We start from the raw sequence: 20,052 nt of genomic DNA, 5'->3' as shown, positions 1-20,052 counted from the left end.
GCTTAGGCTATTTTGTAATTAAATGTAACTTATTGTTGTATATGGAGTAAATACTACTTAACGTACTCGAGAAGTTGAACGTAATTCAATCAAGGAATCTAAATGAAAAAGATTAAAAATGAAGCAGAGTTAGTAAAGAAAGCCATCATTATTGGTGAAAAATATGCAATCAATCGAGGGTATAAGGGCTTTAGTTCAACTAATGCAGCTAAAGATAAAATAGAAAGTCTATATCGACTGTTAGTTAACGATAAACTTATTCAACCCTTACCTGTTGTTCAAGAAAATCAAGTCAATATGAAGCACAAGCTTGCTTTATGGCTCGCGAAGCAATTACCAAAAGATCATCCCTTGTTAAAGTGAGAATAGATGCTGAATAGAATATTTATTCTAAATATTGCTGTGTTTTAGTATTTTTTCATAGAAATCCATTGTTAACACTGCTAGATTGTCTTTGGGATTACCAATATAGGCGTCTAGCCGTAAAGAATTAGACAAAAATACATTTAAGCCAACATGAATGGCAGAAAAAAGAGAACAATTTATGTACCAAACTGACGATGTGCGCATCAATAAAATTAAAGACTTATTACCTCCTATTGCATTACTGGAACGATTTCCAGCGTCAGATGAGGCAACCGCTTCTGTAGTTGCAGGTCGTGCTGCTATTCATAATATTTTAAAGAATAAAGATGACCGCTTATTAGTTGTGATCGGCCCATGTTCTATCCATGATCCTGAAGCGGCCATTGAGTATGGTCAGCGTTTAGTAAAACTGCGCGAAAAATATAAAGACAATTTAGAAGTGGTTATGCGCGTTTATTTTGAAAAACCACGTACTACTGTTGGATGGAAAGGTCTAATTAATGACCCTTATTTGGATAATAGCTTTAAATTGAATGATGGCTTACGTATGGGACGTAAACTACTATTGGATTTGAATGAGCTTGGTTTACCAACGGCAGGTGAGTTTCTTGATATGATCACACCACAATACATGGCTGATTTTATGTGTTGGGGAGCAATTGGTGCAAGAACTACTGAATCACAAGTTCACCGTGAATTAGCTTCAGGTTTATCATGTCCTGTTGGTTTTAAAAATGGTACAGACGGCACAATAAAAATAGCAATAGATGCAATAGGTTCAGCGGCAGCATCTCATCATTTTCTTTCAGTTACGAAATTTGGTCATGCCGCTATCGTTGAAACCACAGGTAATAGTGATTGTCATATTATTTTACGTGGTGGTAAAACAACTAACTTTGATGCTGACAGTGTGCAAGAAGTGACTTCACAGTTAGATGATTCAAAACTAAATACCAAGGTTATGATTGATTTCAGTCATGCAAATTCAAACAAAAAGTTTGAAAATCAAATGCTTGTTTCAACGGATGTTAGTGAACAAATTAGCCAAGGTAATAATAATATTTTTGGCGTTATGGTCGAGAGTCACCTTGTTGAAGGGAATCAAAAGCTTATTGACGGTAAAGCACAAGTATATGGTCAAAGTATTACAGATGCGTGTATTGGATGGTCTGATACAGAAAAGATGCTTGAGCAATTGAGTCAGGCAGTACAAAACCGACGAGATTCTCGTAGCTAATCATTTCTTTATCGAAACATTCATGTTAAAACGTCTAATGAGCTTTGCTTTTAGGCGTTTTTTTTCGAGTGTTTTTTAACCTATAACTTTGGAATGAAGTAGTGCAACATATAATTGAAAAGGTATTAACTCAAATTGAATCAGTCGTTCTAGGTAAACCCAGAGAATGTCGATTAGCATTAGCATGTTTGCTAGCCAAAGGGCATTTACTAATTGAAGACCTACCTGGTATGGGGAAAACAACTTTAGCACATCAATTAGCTATTTCATTAGGTCTTAGCTATCAAAGAACGCAATTTACTAGTGATTTATTACCCTCAGATGTCATTGGCGTATCAATTTTTAATCAAGACACAAAAACCTTTGAATTACATAAAGGGCCTGTATTTAACCAGGTAGTGCTAGGCGATGAGATTAACCGTGCCAGCCCAAAAACTCAAAGTGCATTATTAGAAGCTATGGCTGAAAATCAAGTCAGTATTGATGGTGTTACTTATGATTTACCAACCCCTTTTTTCGTGATAGCAACTCAAAATCCTTTATTTCACTCAGGTACGTATCCTTTACCTGAATCTCAGCTTGATCGTTTTATGATGCGATTATCATTAGGATTTCCTGATTTAAAAGCAGAAAAGAAAATCCTACAAGGAAGTGATGATACGATTACAGGAGAACATCCAAACGTACTTAATTCTGAGCAGTTAATAGAAATGCAGCAAGCCGTTCAAAATATTACTGTGTCTTCTGATGTAATTGATTATGTTATCGCCTTATGCCAAGTCAGTCGCTATCAGTTTATGGATGATAAAAAGTTACCACAAAATAAAGCTGTTTTATCTTCTGGTTTGCAATGCGCACCTTTATCGCCACGCGCTGGAAAATCATTGTTAGCCGCTGCTAAGGCATGGGCTTATATCGATGATCGAGATTATGTTTTGCCTGATGACATTCAGGCTGTTTTTTATGAAGTGTGCCAACACAGGTTAGAGCCACAACAATATCAAAACACAGCAGGTTCTAGTTCAGCTGCGAAGCAGATATTAGGCTTAGTTGATGTCTTAAATCCACTTGCTTATTAAGTATTGGCTGTGAATATTAAGACATTTTTTAAAGATAGATTTGAGTCTTGGTTAACAAAACGTATACCTGCAAAGTCACAACATACGCTAACAAGTAAGAATATATTCATATTTCCAACAGCGTTTGGCTTTACTTATTTACTGTTTGTTTTACTGCTATTTTTACTAGGTACTAATTATCAAAATAATTTAATTATTCTATTTAGCTTCTTCTTAGCGAGCTTTTTTGTCACGGTAATGCTTCATAGTTTCTTTAATTTTTCTGGATTAACCTTACATTCAGAAAAACTTATGGCGGGTTATTGTGAGCAACGTATAGATTTTCCTATTTATATTGAAGCCCAAAAAGAACATTTCAATATTCAATTTGCCTATACAAAACCGTCAATGAAAACAAAGACTGCGGCTACCATTCATGTACAACCCGGTAGTGAATTGGTTAATTTGCCAGTATTCTCTAATGAGCGTGGGCAATTTTCATTAGGACGAATAACTGTGAGTAGTGAGTATTCTTTTGGCTTATTTAGGAGTTGGTCTAAATTAGATTTCGATCACAAGGTGTTGGTATATCCCAAGCAACGCGTGATAAACAACTTAAATACTTGGTTATCTTCTTCTACAGAGGAAAGTAAACTTGCCGGGGTGACTCAATCCTCGGATATTGGCATAGATGAGTTTTCAGAACTAAAAAACTTTATTCAGGGGGAGTCTCTGGCAAGAACTGCTTGGAAACAATTAGCTAAAGGGCAGGGGCATTTCACCAAACATTACCAAAGCCAACAAGGTGAACCATTATGGTTAACCTTAGATAATTTACCCACTAAACAACTCGAGGTGCAATTGCAATATTTAAGTTACTTGGTCAATAAATTGTCTACCAGTAATCAAGAGTTCGGGTTACTGCTCTCATCTCCTGGAAAGGCTAAGGTAAAGATCGAACCTTCATTGAGCAAAGCACATAAACAGCAATGTTTGACTGCTCTGGCTATGTATTAAGGGGGTATAAACTGTGATAGTTACTATTCAAAAAAACTCGAAAAACAAATGGCTAGGATTTAAGTGAAGATAACCCATCTTTTTAATAAGTTGCTGGTAAAGCAAGCGGTGAGTAAACCAAAGTTTTACTTAACTAGAAGTAATGCTTGGTTATTATGGCTTTCACAGCTACTTAATATCGCGTTGTTAGGTTTTGAGCTAGCATATTGGATGTTAGCCATTATATTGCTGTGTTTTTGCTTACAAGCGTTACGTATACAGCAAAATGTGAAACCCGATCATCCAAACCCAGTAAATTCTCAATTAAACTGGCTCGCGTTAAAGACTGTTTCTCCCATGGTGTTATTAATTTTTGCCTTGTTAGGGTGTATAGCAATAGCCGTAACTGCTAAAAGCTTTGGGATTTTAATTAGTATGATTCACCTGCTCAGCTTCTCTTATATATTAAAAGCGTTTGAATTAAGAAGCCGAAAAGATTTTTACCAGTTAATATTACTTGGCTTTTTTGTTTTAGCCTCTTCTTTAATTTTTACACAAAATTTATATTTTAGTATTTTAGCGTTTGCGGTACTGATGATTAATCTATTGGTACTGTTGCAGTATTTCTCTCCTTCGAATCGAGTTTTTAAAAATAGTAAGTTACAGTTCTTATTGCTTGCACAAAGCTCAGTACTCGCTGTCTTACTGTTTTTATTTTTTCCTCGACTTTCACCTTTTTGGCAAGTGCCTTTAGCTAAGTCAGCTCAAACAGGACTATCTGCGACTGTTCAACCAGGTGATATTGCCAAGCTAGCTCGCTCAAGTGAATTGGCTTTTAGGGTTGAATTTTCTGAGGACACCATACCGGCATATTCACAATTATATTGGCGTGCATTAGTGCTTGATAAATATGATGGTAGAAAATGGAGCAAGTCAAACGAGAAAAATATTTGGGGTCTCGCATTATTTCAAAAAGAGCTAAAAGGACTCGAAACTTTAGCAAGCGATGAAGCAATTTCATATCGAGTAACTGTCGAACCAAGCTTTCAACCATGGCTTTTTGCCTTACCTGTGGCGAGAACAGCTGAAACAGGTATCGATTTGCTACCTGACTATACGCTAAAAAGTAAGCGAATAGTTAGTCAAACACAAAGTTACTCGGTCACTAGTTATGTTAATCAAGCTAAGTTGCGTCCTTTAACTAAGACAGAGCAACGTATAAACCTCAGTTATCCTGTTGGCTCTAATCCCAAATTAGAAGCATTAGGAGCGCAATTAAGAGAGCAATTTCAATCACCGCAAGATAGAGCTTTAGCAGTGTTAACTCGTTTTAACGAATTGAATTATTATTACACTTTAGAGCCTCCTTTATTGGTAAATAATAGCTTAGACCAATTTTTCTTTGATACGAAAGCTGGCTTTTGCTCTCATTACGCTAGTGCTTTTACATTTTTAATGCGATCCGCAGGTGTGCCTTCGCGTATGGTAACAGGATATATGGGAGGAGAAATTAATCGTCTTAATGCTAAAGGTGGTTCAAAAGGGCATTTAAATATTTATCAATATGATGCGCATGCATGGTCTGAAATATGGTTAAAGGGAATAGGTTGGGTCAGGTATGATCCCACGGCATCGGTGGATCCTAGCAGAGTTAATCAAGGTTTTTCTGAGCGCTTAGCTGAGCAAAGAGATAATTTAGATAATAATTTCTTTAGCCTTCAGTCATTTAAACATTTTGCATGGATAAATAATCTACGCTTAACACTGGACTTATTAGATTATCAATGGACAAAACTTGTTATTGGTTATTCTGCTCAAAAGCAATATGAACTGATTAAACGTTGGTTTGGTCAAGTTCAATCTTGGACGTTTGGCTTAATTATGGTCAGCTCGATTGTGTTAGTATTATTGCTGTTATTTTTTATTAACATCTACTTGTCAAAGGTTAGAATAAAAGCAAAAGAGCGTACGCCCTGGGGGGCTTTATACAGCAAATCATTAACATTGTTAACTAAAAAAGGTTTGACTAAATCCCCAGATGAAACGGTTAATCATTTTGCTAAACAAGTTGCATTAAAATTCCCCAAAATATCAAAAACATTTTATAAGCTGAGTCATTTATTTAACCAGCTTAACTATCAACAAATTTCGCATGAGCAACAATTAGTATTGCTCTCAAAAATGAAAAATGAGTTTAAATCATTAAATCAACAAGTTAATAAGTTAAGTTATAAGAACTAATGATTTCTAAGCAAAATATTCTTTATAAGTTTTCTTCATATAATTGAAATAATTAAGATGTATTTTATGGCAATGTAAATATTCTGCCCTTGTAGTAACGGTATATTTTACCTAAGTTAATAACAGGGCAGTGATACATCTATGCTCGTACTTCCTTTTTATAGCAGACGATGATGGAGAATCAATGAATGCGTTATAAAGCAATGGAAAAACAACAAAATACACTTATAAATCACCATTTATCAAGTGCCTGTAATAGCGACAAATCTATTAAGCTTTCTGACATGAGTAAGTTAATATCGGTATTAAGTTATTTAACATTGTTTGGTTGGATTTTAGCAATGTTTTTATACGGACAGCAAAAGTCTGAATTTTCCCGGTTTCATTTAAGACAAAGCTTAGGCTTAATTATTACAGCAGCACTATTAACTTTGATCCCATTAATTGGTTGGTTTGTCAGTATCATGCTTTGTCTCATTTGGATATTTTGTGTCTATCAAGCCCTTATAGGAAATATCTACAAGTTGCCCATTTTAGGTGACTTCTTCCAGAAGAACCTCGATTTTATTGATTAACTTGTAAGCGCTTGTAATCTTGTCAAAATTTTAAGCGCATTTTACTAGAGTTCATAAGCTGCGTGTGGTTAAATTTAAGTTATTAATTTATGTTTAACTCATCGCAGGGCTTTCTTTGATTTATCTCTATCCAGCCAACAAAATGGAGCATTTGTTAGCCCTTTTTAACAAAGTTTCCCAAGTTTCTCCTTTAGGTGTGTTTGAACAAGAAGTGGTTGTTGTTCAAAATCCAGGTATGCAACATTGGCTAAACCTTGCTTTAGCTAACGAGCGCGAAATTAGTATGAATATGCGTTACGCGTTACCGGCGCAGTTTTTATGGAAGCTAATAAGAACGATAGCTAACGATGATGTGGTACCAGAGCAGTCACCTTATTCTCGAGAAGTTTTAACCTGGCGTATTTATGATATTTTGGCTTTGCAAAGTATTATTGATGATGAAGAAATGAGTGTTGCAACTCATTATTGGCGCAATGAACTTACAGCAAAGAATGAAAAGCTTGCTGATAACTTTAAACGTTATCAGTTGGCCAGACAATTAGCCGATTTGTTTGAGCAGTATCTAATTTTTAGACCCGATTGGCTTGATGCGTGGGAAAAAGGAAAAGCAATAGATGATGTTGATGCGAAAGACTATAAATGGCAGGCTAGAATTTGGCAAACATTGATACAACAACTGCCTTACAACCCCGTTGCTCTACTTGAAAATGCCATTGAAAATATAAAGCAAAATTTACCGGCATTACCTAAAAGATTAAGTTTCTTTGGCATAAATACCATGGCACCAATGTGGTTGTCATTTATTAATGCGTTAAGCCAACATATAGATGTTCATTTTTATCATTTAAATCCCTGTTTTGATTATTGGGGAGATATAAAAAGTGAAAAAGAAGCATTTCGTCAATTACGCCTGTGGACAGAAGGTGTTGAGCAAGTTGAACAATTTGTCGGTAATCCATTATTAGCGAACTTGGGCCAACAAGGGCGTGAGTTTATTGCTATGTTGCAAGAATATAGCACAGTAAATGTTGATGCTTTTGAGTTACTTAGTGAAGATGAAACTCATATTGGCAAACCTGCTCTACAGCGTATACAGCAAGATATTTTAAGCTTTAGTGATTCACGCGAAAATCCACAACGCTTATGCATAGATGAGATTAACCAAGATAATTCTATTGTGGTAACAAGTAGTCATAGTGTGCTAAGAGAAGTACAAGGGCTTCATGACTATTTATTGAGTTTATTTAATGAAGATGAATCTCTGACGCCAAAGGACATATTAGTTATGTGTCCTCAAATAGAGCAATACGCACCTTTTGTTAATGCCGTATTTACCCATGGCTGGCAAGATGTAGACAGTAAACGCCCGCCATTGCCTTGTTCTATTGCTGATAGAAGCGCATTGCATAGTGATCCTATTGTAGCTACATTTGTAGAGTTGCTTGCGCTACCCGATAGTCGCTTTCAGGTTTCGCAAATTGTCTCGTTATTACGCTTACCCGCTATCGCCAATGCGGTAAATATCCCCCTTGAATCACTCGATAAAATTGCTTTGTGGTTAGACTCGGCTTGTATACATTGGGGAATTAACCAAGAACATAAACAACAATATCTAGGTGAAGAAGCAAACAATAGTTTTACCTGGCAACAAGGGCTTTCACGATTGATTAAGGGTTTTGCCTTTTCTGATAATGATACTGTTTATCAAGAGCAACTATTGTTAGGCATTGTTGAAGGCGATGATGCGATTCTACTTGGACAACTGATGCTATTTATTGAGCAATTACAGTCGTTAAGTCAGCAGCTATTGAAAGAACGTACGCCCGCTCAGTGGCATCAATTTTTACTAGAGCAAATAGAAATTTTATTTAATCAAGAAAACAGCAAAACTCACGACGTAAGCTTCAACGTTATTACACAAGCGATTGTATCTTTAGTTGAACATTGTGAAAAAGCACAATTAACGGAGTTATTACCGTTAAATATTGTGGTTGAATTTTTAACAAATCACTTTAATCAAGGAGATGCAAGTCAACAGTTTATGGTTGGTCAGGTAACTTTTTGCTCAATGCTGCCGATGCGTAGTATTCCATTTAAAGTGATTGCTGTACTTGGACTAAATGACGGAGAATACCCAAGACAACGCCAACCATTAGGTTTTGATTTACTCTCATCATCAACAGCAAGAATGGGTGATAGATCACGAAAAGCTGACGATCGCTATTTGTTTTTAGAAGCAATTATTTCTGCTAGACAAGCGCTTTACTTAAGTTATCAAGGACGCAGTATAAAAACGAATATAGAAAAACAGCCATCTTTAGTATTAAAAGAACTAATGGAGTATCTAACATCAGCTTATGGCTGGCATTTTTCAACTGATGAGTCAACGAATAGCTCAGATGAGGGGGAATCGTTAAATAACAAGCTTTTCCAGTTACCCATGCAAGCTTTTAGTCAAAGTAATTATATGGGTAATAGAGCAAGTTTTGATAGGCACTGGTTATCTTTAGCATTATCTAATGAAGTGGAAAATCAAGGCGCTGATTTAGCAGTGATACCAGAAAATTATTCAGTTAATGACATTACTTCACTAAGTATTGATGAACTTATACGTTTCTATCAACATCCTGCTAAGTATTTTGCACAGTCTCAATTAAAACTATTTTTCCACACTAACAATGCTGCTCTCGACGATGTTGAGCCTTTTACCAGTGATTACTTAGAAAGTTATTTATTAAAACAAGCACTGGTAAAAAGTGAGCTGCAAAATAACCGCGATATAACCAGTGATGATCTTGTTCATCAGGCTTTATTATCTGGTAAATTTCCCGACTTACCTCAAACAAAGCAAACCTTGCATCAATGGCAAAACGAAAGTCAATCATTTGCAAAAGTACTCGAGCAAAAGGGCATAACCTGTATTAATAAGCTGGATTGTCAGGTTGATATAAACCTTGATGGAAAGTTACAAAATATAACTTTAATGAGTCAATTAAATGTACATGGCAATGAGCACATTATGTACAGGTACTCTACGGCAAAGTCTAAAGATTTATTGAGCCTTTATTTACAACAATTATTGATACAAGTTTGGCAAGAAACTCATTTAGCTAAAAGCTTAGCGAGTAACTCAGAGGTGGTACAAGCGCTACTTGGCGTTGAAAAATCGACAGGTTTTTACTTTAATACTAAATCTCAAAAAGTTGAACAATTTACCTTTGCACAACTTGAACAACCCGCAATACAACTTGCGCTCATGCTGAAGATCTTTTTTAAAGGGAAACAACAAGCACTATTACTCAATAGCGATTTAGCCCACGTTATGTTTACGCAAAAACGTGGGAAATTTGAAGAAATATCACAGGAAAAATTCGCTAAAACATGGCAAGGAAATCAATCAGCAAGAGGGTTAGGTGAAGACCCATACCTTGAGTACTTCTGGCCAACATGCCCAGATATTAACTTGTTTGAAGAAGATTTATGTTTAGTTTATCAAGCTATGTATAAGCAAGTCGTGAAAGTTATACACAATATCGAAGTGCCAACTTTGACAGGAGAGCATTAATGAATATGCAAAATTTATGTGCTCAAACCATCCCATTGTCAGGTAAACATTTGATTGAAGCCAGTGCTGGTACGGGTAAAACATATAATATTACGCGTATTTACTTAAGGCTCTTGTTAGAGCAAGAGTTATCCGTTGAACAAATATTATTGATGACATTTACTAAAGACGCGACTCAAGAACTAAGAGGTCGCATTGATGTTTTTATTCGTCAAGCATTAACACAATGGCATGAACTCATAGCAACAGATGAATACTTTCGTCAGATAAGTGAAAAGGTGAGTTATGAAAAAGCGCAATTTCTGTTAAAAAGGGCTTTATTGTTGCTTGATGATGCGGCAATTCATACTATCCATGGCTTTTGTCAAAAAGTACTCAATCAACATGCATTTTCCAGTGGTTTAACTTTTGATGCCACGTTATCTACCAATACTAACGATATAACATTACAAGCAACGCAAGATTGGTATCGCCAGTTGGCTAATCAAAATGAGCATGCTTTTACTTTATTGGCAGAGTTTTGGGCAACACCGACAAGCTTTCTCACCAGTTTTAGTAAAGCCATTTCACATAACCGTGAACTTACTCTTGTGCCTGTTGAGGATATTGAAAAGCAGTTCCAGCAGTTAGTTTGTGAAGCCCGTATAAGTTTGCAAACAAACTCAACTTTGTTAGAAAACCAGTTAATACTTGTTAAAAAGGGAAAAGACCAACAAGTGAGAAGAGAAGAGTTAGCTCAGCTTGTTTTATGGTTAGATGAAGTTAGTGAAAAAAATATTGGTAAGGATGAATTTATAGGTTTAGCTCAGTTCCCTGATGCCTTTATTGATGGCAGACGTTTTGGGCGCTCTAAAGAAAAAGAAGCCATTAAGAATGCTTTTGAAGTTGTTAATAACGTTAAAAATAAGTTGAAGAATTTAACGAGTACTATCACTAAAGCAAAAGCATATAACGTTGTTAGGGAGGGTATTTACCAAATACGTCTTCAATGCGCAAAGAGAAAGCAGCAGCTAAATGTTTTAGGTTTTGACGACTTAATTAATACTTTAGCGCATTGTTTAACGGCAAAAACTTCTTCAGCTGCTGAACTAGCTCAAACACTATTACAGCAATACCCCGTTGCGCTGATAGATGAATTTCAAGATACCGATCCTAACCAGTTTTCTATTTTGCAAGCTATTTATTATGGTAAAAGTAGTCAACATGATACAAGTGGCATCTTCCTCATAGGTGATCCTAAACAAGCGATATATGGCTTTCGTGGTGGTGATATCTTTGCCTATTTAAGTGCAAGAGCGGGGTGTGATTATCATTGGTTAATGGATACAAATTGGCGCTCTACACCTGAAATGGTGTCTGCTTATAATCAAGTGTTTACTAGTGCTAGTAATAAAACCGAAAATGCACAGAGTGTCTTTGGCTTTGGAATAGATTACGTGCCAGTTCTTGCTGGCAAACAGTCGCAAAAACCTTCTACAAATAAAGATTTAGCCTGTGAGAAAAGTAAAGCCTTACAGTTTATTCATTTTACTCATCAAGATGATCCAAGTGATAAAGTAAAACAAGATGCACGATTAAACATGGCACATTGGTGCGCTGAAGAAGTCCAAAGCTTACTTGCACAACACACGGTTAATCCTAAAGATATTGCTATTTTAGTAAGAGATGGTAGTGAAGCTCGAGATATTAAGCTGGCATTATCTCTGGCGAATCTAGACAGTGTTTTTCTTTCAGAGCGAGCTAATTTATTTCACAGTAAACAAGCGAAACAGTTGTTGAGTTTACTCACTGCAATTGCAGATTGTGAAAATGAATACAGTTTTGTCGCTGGACTTTGTTGTGGTTTATTAGGTATTAACGCTAGTAAACTTTATGAACTACAGCATAACGATGAACAATACCAAAATATAAAATATGATTTTATCGCTTTAAGAGCCCAATGGGCAAAATATGGTTTTATCGCGATGGCCATTAAGTTAATGCATCAATATTTTGATATAGCCAGTGATGAAAAAGATAGAAGTCTTACTAATTTAATTCATTTATTTGAATTACTACAAGCGGCAAGTCAACGCCATAATCAGCCTCATGAACTTCTACATTGGTTTGAGTTACAAATCACCATGGACAATCCAGATATTGAAGCTGAATTAAGATTAGAAAGTGATGGTGATTTAATCAGGATTATTACCCAGCATGGTTCGAAAGGGCTAGAGTATCCCGTTGTGTTTATTCCGTTCGCAACACGCCATAAAGATCCTTTAAAATTTGGCACTAAAACGGTTAATTATATTGAGTATCACAATGCTCAAGGTCAATTAGTGGTAAGCCTTGACGGTAGCCAACAAGCTAAAATGGCTATGAGTGAAGAAGCTTATGCTGAAGCTATTCGATTACTATATGTTGCCATCACAAGGGCAGAGCATCGCTGTTATATTTTATCCTGTTGTTTTGATAAGTATCACTTATCACCACTTGGACAAACTTTAAAATGGCAAGAAGAGCAAGATATTCAAACAAGTTTGCAAGCAGTGAAAGCAACAGAACCCGATAACATAGCGATTAGAGATGTATATTTTGATGATTATCAAAATGAAAAAGCTAGCTATCAAGAGTCACTACTATTAAATACAAATTCGCAAGAAATTCAATTAGCTGCGCAAGAGTTTAACGGTGATATTGAACGCGATTGGTGGTTAAGTTCATTTTCTGCACTTAGTCGTAATATGCGCCATGTCGGCATTTCATTACCCGATAGAGATAATGATACCTTGGCGAATCGAAGGTTAACTAAGGTTGAGTCAGAGCACTTGTTACGCTTTATGTTAGCCAAAGGGGCTCACAGCGGTAATTTATTGCATGATATTTTTGAGAAATGTGATTTTTCTACGCCCAAGTGGACAGAAGTTATTCATTGGCCACTGGTAAAATACGGTGAACTACCCCAAGGCTATCATCAAGCTGATTTTATTGAATGGTTAGAAGAAATTATTCACTGTCCGTTTTCAAAGCAGGCAATGTCAATAACAGATACTAGTAATGATACGTTAAAGCTGGCGTCATTATCTTTAGGTAATACTTTACGTGAAAGTGAGTTTTATTTTCCAATGCAGGGGGGGGATGTGAATATATTAAGTCATGTCCTTACTGAGCATAGAAAAGCGGCAATGAATATTAAAGGAGAAGTCTTTGAACGTTATGTACCTCCAGTAAGATTACCTGAATACAAAAAACTAACGGGAATGATGCATGGTTTTATCGATTTAATTTTTCAGCATAATGGTCAATATTTTGTTTGTGATTATAAATCCAGTCATTTAGGTAATGATTTTAATGATTATCACCATAATGCCCTATTGGAGAATATCGAATCTAATCACTATGATTTGCAGTATTTAATCTATTCACTAGCATTACACCGATACCTTAAAGACAAAATTGCAGACTATGAGTTTAACAGAGATTTTGGTGGTATTTATTACCTTTACTTAAGGGGGATGACAAATGATAAAGCATCTGCAGGTAAAGGAGTGTATTTTAGAAAGATAACTGAATCAGAAATAAGCCGTTTAGATGATTTCTTTAAAGGAAATACTCCAATGCTTAACAAAGCAGATAGCGCAATTGGCGAGGTATTACTTTAATGAAGTTAATTTACTCTACTTTTTTAGAGGCGAAAGCCCATATTGCTGAGCTTCTACCCATTGATTATTTTTTTGCCAAAGAACTGATAGATACTTTATCTATAGAACAAGATGTTGATTTGTGTTTTCACTTGTTTTTAGCATTAAACATAAGCTTAAGAGCAGGGCATACTTGTCTTCCTCTATATGAAATTGCTACAACAAAGCTAGGCTACCAATCTGATGATGATGGCAATGAGGTGACATCTGGCTATAACTTCCCTGATTTAACTTCGTTAACCCAGTTCGTTTCTCAGTTGAAGCTTGATTCGCAAAGTTTAAAGCCGGTTGTCTATTGGAAAGGTAACCTCTATTTGAGACGTTATTTTAAGTTTGAACAAGATCTCTCTATCATCATTCGTGATAAATTAGCGCTCAAATCTGAGATAGATATTGCTTTGACAAACACAATTTTAAGTCATTTATTCCCAGAACACTTTAAAGGACTGTTAGATAAAGAGGTTGATTGGCAATTTGTCGCCGTTGCAAATGCATTAAATAAGCAGTTTGCTGTAATTGCTGGTGGTCCTGGTACGGGGAAAACATATACGGTAACTAAGCTACTTGCCGCAAAAATTATGCTTGAAGAAAACAATGATTCATCAACATTAACTGAAAAGCCTTTTAATATTGCTCTGGTAGCACCAACAGGGAAAGCTGCTCAACGCCTAAGTGAATCTATCGCTAATGCGATCACAGGTTTTCAAAGTGATATCGATAGTGACATTTTACAGCAAATACCGACAAGCGCTCAAACTATCCACAGATTGCTAGGTGTTATTCATAACCAACCACATTTTAAGCACAATGAGCACAACTTATTACCTTACGATTTAGTATTGGTTGATGAAGTTTCAATGGTTGATTTACCTTTAATGTTAAGACTATTAAAGGCGCTTAAGCCTGAGTGTAGTGTGGTATTACTAGGAGATGCTGATCAGCTGCCTTCCGTGTCAACAGGGAGTGTTCTCGCCGATATAGCTCCTAAAGCTTCATTAACATATAGCAGAGAAAATATTGATTATTTAACTAGAGCTACGGCCTATCTAGCATGCGATTTATCTTCTGATACATCATCGCAACATTGCCAACCGTTAGACTATTTGAGCTTTTTAAAGAAAAGTAGACGCTTTGATGGAACTGGTGGAATTGGCCTACTTGCAAATGCGGTTATTAATGGTAATGAAGGGGATAGCTGGAAATTATTAACCCAGGAAAATCATAGAGAACTTAACTATGTTGATGCATCGTTAATTGATTGGCTTATACCTTTAGTTAATAAGTATTATCTTCCTCTTGCTCAAACTACGAATATTGAACAAGGTTTTGAATTGTTATCAAAATTTAGAGTACTTTGTGCGACTAAATCAGGTGAAATTGGCGTTGAAGCATTAAATAATTTGATTACTTATTATGTAAAGTCCTCTTTAGATAAACAATATTTACCCAATGATTTTGATAAACGCTTTTTGCCAACGGATAATCTACCGCTTTATCATGGCCAGCCAATTATGATCACCGAAAATAATTATCAATTAGGTCTCTATAATGGTGATATCGGTCTAGTTTGGCGATCAGAAAATGGCAAATTACTTGTCTATTTTGAAGATACTCAGTTCAGTACTGGTCAAGGTTTACAGTTTAGAAAGTTTATTCCAACTAGGTTGCCACATTATGACAGTGTTTATGCTATGACTATTCATAAAACACAGGGAAGTGAGTTTGAGCATGTTGCTATGGTATTACCAACGCATAACCCTTTAGGTGATGCGAATAAACTTTTATCAAGAGAGTTGCTGTATACGGCTATAACTCGGGCGAAAAAACAGTTGACCATTTCAAGCGATCTTAAGACTTGGCAAGCAGGTGTGCGTAAGAAAGTTAATCGCTTCTCAGGATTAAGGTTAAATTAACCTAGTGTTTTTATTACTGGGTTAAAGTTTTTTGTAATAAACTTTATCTAATTCGCCTGAGTCTTTTATTTGTTTGATGATAGATGAAAATTTTTGTATATCTTGTTGTAAATATGAGTTTTTTGAAATGGCTATATAGCCAGTAACTGGCGTTAAATATTGATATTGAGCAATACGTAATTTTTGGTAATTATATTTATCAATTAATGGCCTGATAGACTCCTCTCTAGCAATGAAAACATCAATGCGTCCTTTTAATAACATTTTAATCATTTGACTACGTGTTGTTATTTTGACTTTCGTTAACTCGTTATTGTTATCAAATTTTTCAAAATATCGAGCTCCGCGAACTTGTCCAATGATTAAAGACTTTAAATCTTCAAAGGAATTAATCTCAACTTTATTAGTATGAAGGGTAAAAAATGAAATAGGTTGCTTTTGAAAATTAATGCCTGGCTCTATATAAGTTAATATTTCTTCTCTTTCATCCGTTTTTAAAACCGAAACTATCATATCTGCTTGACCAGACTGCATCATCAATATGCATCTTGCCATGGGACAAGTGATAAAATTAACTTTTTTATTCAACTTTTTAGCAATTAATTTACTTAAACGAATATTACGACCAACAAATTTACCATTAACCTTATCTGCAAAAGGTGGTTCGATATATGTTGCAACATTTATAGCGTCATTCGCTTGCACGAGAGTAGGCAATAAAGCCAAGGTCAAAGGAAATATAAGAAATGATAATAACTTCATTAATACTGTCTTATTATTTTTTAACAGTTCCTTTGTGTAGGGGTTAAATACAATATAACAATAAATTAGATTGAACAGCTAGTAATGTCTAAATATTAATTACTTTTGTCACGAGACTTTGCTTATTTCTCAACATTTATTGCCTATTCTTAGTTGTCTATATTTTTTACACATTTTGCTAATTTTACACCATTTAGAAAACAGTATAGCCATAACCTTCTGTTTTTTGGAGTTATTGCCTATTAGGTATATTTAATGCATTTTATATTTCTTAATCTTAAACATTTTCAGATCAGTAGGTATTCTGATGTAGTTCGCGGTTACTGAATTGAATATTAAGAAAACATAAGCCTTTTACTGTTTTCTTAATAAAATTAGCGGATAAGACATGAGCTTTAAGGCATTCACAAATTCAGTTTTTAATATTGCTCGAAGAAGGAAAGCACTTGAAAGCTATCCTTGGTGGAGTGAGTTGAACTATGCACAAAAATTATCTGCCGGCTCGCTATTTAATTTTGGCTATGACATTGAATTTATCAGACGAGAAGATGATATTACCCTTGTTGTCATGTCTTTAGATAATGTTACCGTTACCGTAAACCAAGACGGATTAATTGATACTCACCCCGATATTAAAAGAAGGAGGAATTAATGTGCTTATTACTCAAGTTTGTCGTTCATCATCACCTGATGACTTGATATAATTTGTGTAATATAAACAAATAAAAGGGTTGTGTAATGCAGCTGCAACAGATTGATAAACAGCGTTACCGTAAAAATTTAAATTTTGTTATTGTCGGATTCATAGTGTCTCTTTTAGTATTATCACTATCCTTTGGTCAAATACTCATCAAAACCTTTTCAACTGTATCTGATGTCACGTCTAGCCAAGAAGCTTCTTATATTCAACAAGACAATACTGATGAAAGCCAACAAGTACCAAGTAATTTTAAGTATAATTTACTTGGGGTAATCCTCGGGTTATTAGCTTGTGCCAGTATTTTACATAACCTTAAAAGCAAAGCTTTCTTTAATGAAATTTATTATGTTTGGCAACTTAAACAGTTACAAAATAGTATTTACAGGCAATTAAAAAAAGTCGAAGCTAAGGCATCAGAGGGAAATGTAAACGCACTGATAATATTAAACTTTTACTATCAAAGTTTAAAACAAGTGTATTTATTAGATGACAATACGATCACTTTAACCAAGGTTGAAAATGATATAGTGAGAATTAATGACCTGATTCAAGAGCACAATATCAATGCTGATGTGTCATTATTTGAAAAAGAGTTATTAAGCAAAATATAGCCTGAAATATTAATTTACAGGTAAATTTATAAGGAGAGTAAAATGATAGGGTATGTAACATTAGGAACAAATGATTTGCTACGTGCGGTCAAGTTTTATGATGAATTGTTTGATTCCATCGGTGTTGGTAGGTTTATCGAAACAGAGCAGTTTGTCGCATGGGCTCCGAGTCCTGAGCAGCCGGGTATTTCAATAACAAAACCTTTTGATGGTAAACCAGCAACAGTCGGTAATGGTACTATGGTGGCGATGATTTTTAACTCTACAGAAGAAGTTGATGCGTTTTATCAAAAAGCTATCAGCTTAGGGGCTACTTGTGAAGGTGCTCCAGGCCCTAGAGGTGAATTGTCAGGATTTTATGCTGGTTATTTTAGAGATTTAGATGGAAATAAACTAAATGCTTTTCATATGAGCATGCCAACATAACAATAGCACTGCATTTTTTATGATCTCTTTATTGACATTCAATACAAAAAAACCAGCTTAATGCTGGTTTTTTATTAGTATTCAGGTATTGATTATCTAGCGCGGAAAATAATGCGGCCTTTTGATAAATCATATGGTGTTAATTCAACCGTAACTTTATCGCCTGTTAAAATACGGATATAGTTTTTACGCATTTTACCTGAGATATGTGCGGTGACCACATGGCCGTTTTCTAGTTCAACTCGGAACATAGTGTTTGGTAGGGTATCTAATACCGTACCTTGCATTTCAATATTTTCTTCTTTCGCCATGGGGCGCTAAACCTCTAATGTTGTGCAAGTAAACCATAAAAAACCAGCAAATATGGTGTGTTTTTACGGCCGATAAAAAAAGCTGCGCGAATGATGCCTAATTGCTAGGCTAATGTAAAGCTTTGAGCCTATTTATTTATCATTTTTACTTATTTTATTGTTTGCTTTGTCTGTTCTGCACCAAAGACCGTCAATAAATTTTTCATAAGGAAAATAACGGTTTTTATAATTCATCTTTTTACAGTCATCAATTTGATAACCAAGATACAAATACTCTTTTTGCATCTCGATGCATTGTTTTATTTGCATGAGAATTGAAAAAACACCAATGCCACTGCTTTTATATTTGGGATCATAAAAAGTGTAGACCGCTGAAAGAGCATCGGTTAAAACATCAGTAACGGCAACACAAACAAGAGTTTTACTACCATTTACATCCTGTCGCCAAGTTTCTATGAATAATTGTTTAGTGAGGGAACTTGCTAAAAAACTTTCAAATTGAGGAAAACTAGCAGGATACATAGAACCATCTTGATGACATGTATTGATATATTCTTCAAAGAGTGGATAGTATGACGCTTTCAATTGATAAGATAAGGTAATTATTAACTGTTCATTTCGTCTTAAATTTCGGCGTTGGCTTTTTGAAGGGCTAAATTGTTTGGCAATTACCCTTAGAGATTGACAAGCATTACAATTGGGGCAGTGTGGTCGATAAGCTTGATCACCACTTCGTCTGAAGCCTTGTGTCATTAACCATGAGTAACTTGCACTATTATGTAGTCTTTCATCAACGGCAATTAATAAACGTTCTTCCTTATCCTCAAGGTAATTACAGGGAAAAGTTTTAGTTATGCCTAATTTAAAGTCTGACTGTGTCATTATAGCTCTATGATTAATTCTCTAGCTGTCCAAATATCATCATTGACAGTTTGCTGTATTGATTCATGTAGTTGTCCTTTAAATATATTTCGATCAACTTCTATTGCGCCCATATTTGCAAGGAACTTATTTATGATTTGGCAATCAATAAATTTGATACCATTACTTTTTAAAAGTTGTACTAGTGCGACTAAAGCAAACTTTGAAGCATTACTTTTACTATAGAACATGGATTCACCGGAAAAAAAGCCATTAATGGCTACGCCATACAATCCACCTACAAGTTCTTTATCAAGCCATACTTCAACTGAATGTGCATAACCGAGTTGATGAAGTGACAAATAAGCCTGTTGCATTAAAGGTACAATCCAAGTCTCTTCTTGACGAAATGGCGCGTTAGCACACAATTGATTCACTTGCTCGAAGCATTTATTAATCGTTATGGTGTAAGGAGCTCGCCTTATTGCTTTACTGAGGGTTTTATTTATTTTTATATCTGAAGTTTTAATGATTGCCCGAGGGGTAGGAGACCACCACATAATTGGGTCGCCTTCATTAAACCAAGGAAATATCCCTTGAGAGTAGGCATTTAATAATCTTTTTGAGGATAAATCGCCACCAACGGCTAGTAAGCCATTAGGATCAGAAAGGGCAAATTCATCAGAGGGAAAAGCCAAACTATCATTATCGAGTTGATATAATATTTGGCTCATTTGTCCCTCTGAG

The 20,052-nt window shown here is 35.3% G+C and carries 16 protein-coding genes; 12 read left to right on the top strand and 4 right to left on the bottom strand.

Annotation, left to right across the window (positions count from 1 at the left end):
- Positions 1-102: 102 nt before the first annotated feature.
- From EPA86_RS15580 to recD, 9 genes are all read left to right on the top strand, one after another.
- Positions 103-363: a DUF5062 family protein gene (locus EPA86_RS15580; RefSeq protein WP_140605250.1), complete on the top strand. Its 261-nt coding sequence runs from the start codon at positions 103-105 to the stop codon at positions 361-363.
- A gap of 181 nt (positions 364-544) precedes the next feature.
- On the top strand, positions 545-1,603 hold the full coding sequence (gene aroG / locus EPA86_RS15575; protein WP_140605421.1) for a 3-deoxy-7-phosphoheptulonate synthase AroG: 1,059 nt from the start codon (positions 545-547) through the stop codon (positions 1,601-1,603).
- Positions 1,604-1,704: 101 nt separating this feature from the next.
- On the top strand, positions 1,705-2,682 hold the full coding sequence (locus tag EPA86_RS15570; RefSeq protein ID WP_140605248.1) for an AAA family ATPase: 978 nt from the start codon (positions 1,705-1,707) through the stop codon (positions 2,680-2,682).
- Positions 2,683-2,691: 9 nt separating this feature from the next.
- Positions 2,692-3,678, top strand: a complete 987-nt coding sequence (locus EPA86_RS15565) for a DUF58 domain-containing protein (RefSeq protein WP_140605246.1) — start codon at positions 2,692-2,694, stop codon at positions 3,676-3,678.
- Between the two features lie 63 nt (positions 3,679-3,741).
- Complete coding sequence (locus tag EPA86_RS15560; protein ID WP_140605244.1) at positions 3,742-5,898, top strand: transglutaminase TgpA family protein; 2,157 nt, start codon at positions 3,742-3,744, stop codon at positions 5,896-5,898.
- 188 nt (positions 5,899-6,086) lie between these two features.
- Entirely contained in the window at positions 6,087-6,473 is a 387-nt protein-coding gene (locus EPA86_RS15555) for a DUF4870 domain-containing protein (RefSeq protein WP_140605241.1), read from the top strand.
- A 115-nt stretch (positions 6,474-6,588) separates the two neighbouring features.
- Complete coding sequence (gene recC / locus EPA86_RS15550) at positions 6,589-10,038, top strand: exodeoxyribonuclease V subunit gamma (RefSeq protein ID WP_140605239.1); 3,450 nt, start codon at positions 6,589-6,591, stop codon at positions 10,036-10,038.
- Positions 10,038-13,682 (top strand): exodeoxyribonuclease V subunit beta, encoded by a 3,645-nt coding sequence (recB, locus tag EPA86_RS15545; protein WP_140605237.1) that lies wholly within the window; start codon positions 10,038-10,040, stop codon positions 13,680-13,682. The genes recC and recB overlap by 1 nt, the downstream gene beginning before the upstream one ends.
- A complete protein-coding gene (gene recD / locus EPA86_RS15540) occupies positions 13,682-15,634 on the top strand; it encodes an exodeoxyribonuclease V subunit alpha (protein WP_140605235.1) in 1,953 nt (650 codons plus the stop codon). The genes recB and recD overlap by 1 nt, the downstream gene beginning before the upstream one ends.
- 21 nt (positions 15,635-15,655) lie before the next feature.
- On the opposite strand, the gene EPA86_RS15535 is transcribed toward recD, so the two are convergent.
- Entirely contained in the window at positions 15,656-16,396 is a 741-nt protein-coding gene (locus tag EPA86_RS15535) for a substrate-binding periplasmic protein (RefSeq protein ID WP_140605233.1), read from the bottom strand.
- Between the two features lie 388 nt (positions 16,397-16,784).
- On the opposite strand from EPA86_RS15535, the gene EPA86_RS15530 reads away from it, so the two are divergent.
- The 3 genes from EPA86_RS15530 (at position 16,785) to EPA86_RS15520 (ending at position 18,133) form a co-directional block, all read left to right on the top strand.
- Complete coding sequence (locus EPA86_RS15530) at positions 16,785-17,048, top strand: hypothetical protein (protein WP_140605231.1); 264 nt, start codon at positions 16,785-16,787, stop codon at positions 17,046-17,048.
- 86 nt (positions 17,049-17,134) lie between these two features.
- Positions 17,135-17,707 carry a DUF3087 family protein gene (locus tag EPA86_RS15525; protein ID WP_140605229.1) on the top strand — a complete coding sequence of 191 codons (573 nt, stop codon included), beginning with the start codon at positions 17,135-17,137 and terminating at the stop codon, positions 17,705-17,707.
- 42 nt (positions 17,708-17,749) lie between these two features.
- The gene (locus tag EPA86_RS15520; RefSeq protein ID WP_140605227.1) at positions 17,750-18,133 is read left to right on the top strand and encodes a VOC family protein; all 384 of its coding nucleotides are present in this window, start codon (positions 17,750-17,752) and stop codon (positions 18,131-18,133) included.
- Between the two features lie 92 nt (positions 18,134-18,225).
- On the opposite strand, the gene infA is transcribed toward EPA86_RS15520, so the two are convergent.
- The 3 genes from infA to aat all read right to left on the bottom strand — a co-directional run bounded on the left by infA (position 18,226) and on the right by aat (position 20,039).
- The gene (gene infA / locus EPA86_RS15515) at positions 18,226-18,444 is read right to left on the bottom strand and encodes a translation initiation factor IF-1 (RefSeq protein WP_011043571.1); all 219 of its coding nucleotides are present in this window, start codon (positions 18,442-18,444) and stop codon (positions 18,226-18,228) included.
- A gap of 132 nt (positions 18,445-18,576) precedes the next feature.
- Positions 18,577-19,326 (bottom strand): arginyltransferase, encoded by a 750-nt coding sequence (locus EPA86_RS15510; protein WP_140605225.1) that lies wholly within the window; start codon positions 19,324-19,326, stop codon positions 18,577-18,579.
- The gene (gene aat / locus EPA86_RS15505; RefSeq protein ID WP_140605223.1) at positions 19,326-20,039 is read right to left on the bottom strand and encodes a leucyl/phenylalanyl-tRNA--protein transferase; all 714 of its coding nucleotides are present in this window, start codon (positions 20,037-20,039) and stop codon (positions 19,326-19,328) included. Before aat ends, EPA86_RS15510 begins: the two co-directional genes overlap by 1 nt.
- Positions 20,040-20,052: the final 13 nt, after the last annotated feature.

This window comes from Litorilituus lipolyticus (genome assembly GCF_006439335.1).
Taxonomy (GTDB): Bacteria; Pseudomonadota; Gammaproteobacteria; order Enterobacterales; family Alteromonadaceae; genus Colwellia; species Colwellia lipolytica.
The sequence above is the reverse complement of the archived record's forward strand: the minus strand, read 5'-3'. Positions and strand labels throughout refer to the sequence as shown.

Coding starts and splice junctions, on each gene's coding strand:
- EPA86_RS15530 (WP_140605231.1), top strand. CDS start 16,785: ATGAGCTTTAAGGCATTCACAAATTCAGTTTTTAATATTGCTCGAAGA.
- EPA86_RS15525 (WP_140605229.1), top strand. CDS start 17,135: ATGCAGCTGCAACAGATTGATAAACAGCGTTACCGTAAAAATTTAAAT.
- infA (WP_011043571.1), bottom strand. CDS start 18,444: ATGGCGAAAGAAGAAAATATTGAAATGCAAGGTACGGTATTAGATACC.
- recD (WP_140605235.1), top strand. CDS start 13,682: ATGAAGTTAATTTACTCTACTTTTTTAGAGGCGAAAGCCCATATTGCT.
- aat (WP_140605223.1), bottom strand. CDS start 20,039: ATGAGCCAAATATTATATCAACTCGATAATGATAGTTTGGCTTTTCCC.
- recB (WP_140605237.1), top strand. CDS start 10,038: ATGAATATGCAAAATTTATGTGCTCAAACCATCCCATTGTCAGGTAAA.
- EPA86_RS15535 (WP_140605233.1), bottom strand. CDS start 16,396: ATGAAGTTATTATCATTTCTTATATTTCCTTTGACCTTGGCTTTATTG.
- EPA86_RS15520 (WP_140605227.1), top strand. CDS start 17,750: ATGATAGGGTATGTAACATTAGGAACAAATGATTTGCTACGTGCGGTC.
- EPA86_RS15580 (WP_140605250.1), top strand. CDS start 103: ATGAAAAAGATTAAAAATGAAGCAGAGTTAGTAAAGAAAGCCATCATT.
- EPA86_RS15510 (WP_140605225.1), bottom strand. CDS start 19,326: ATGACACAGTCAGACTTTAAATTAGGCATAACTAAAACTTTTCCCTGT.
- aroG (WP_140605421.1), top strand. CDS start 545: ATGTACCAAACTGACGATGTGCGCATCAATAAAATTAAAGACTTATTA.
- EPA86_RS15555 (WP_140605241.1), top strand. CDS start 6,087: ATGCGTTATAAAGCAATGGAAAAACAACAAAATACACTTATAAATCAC.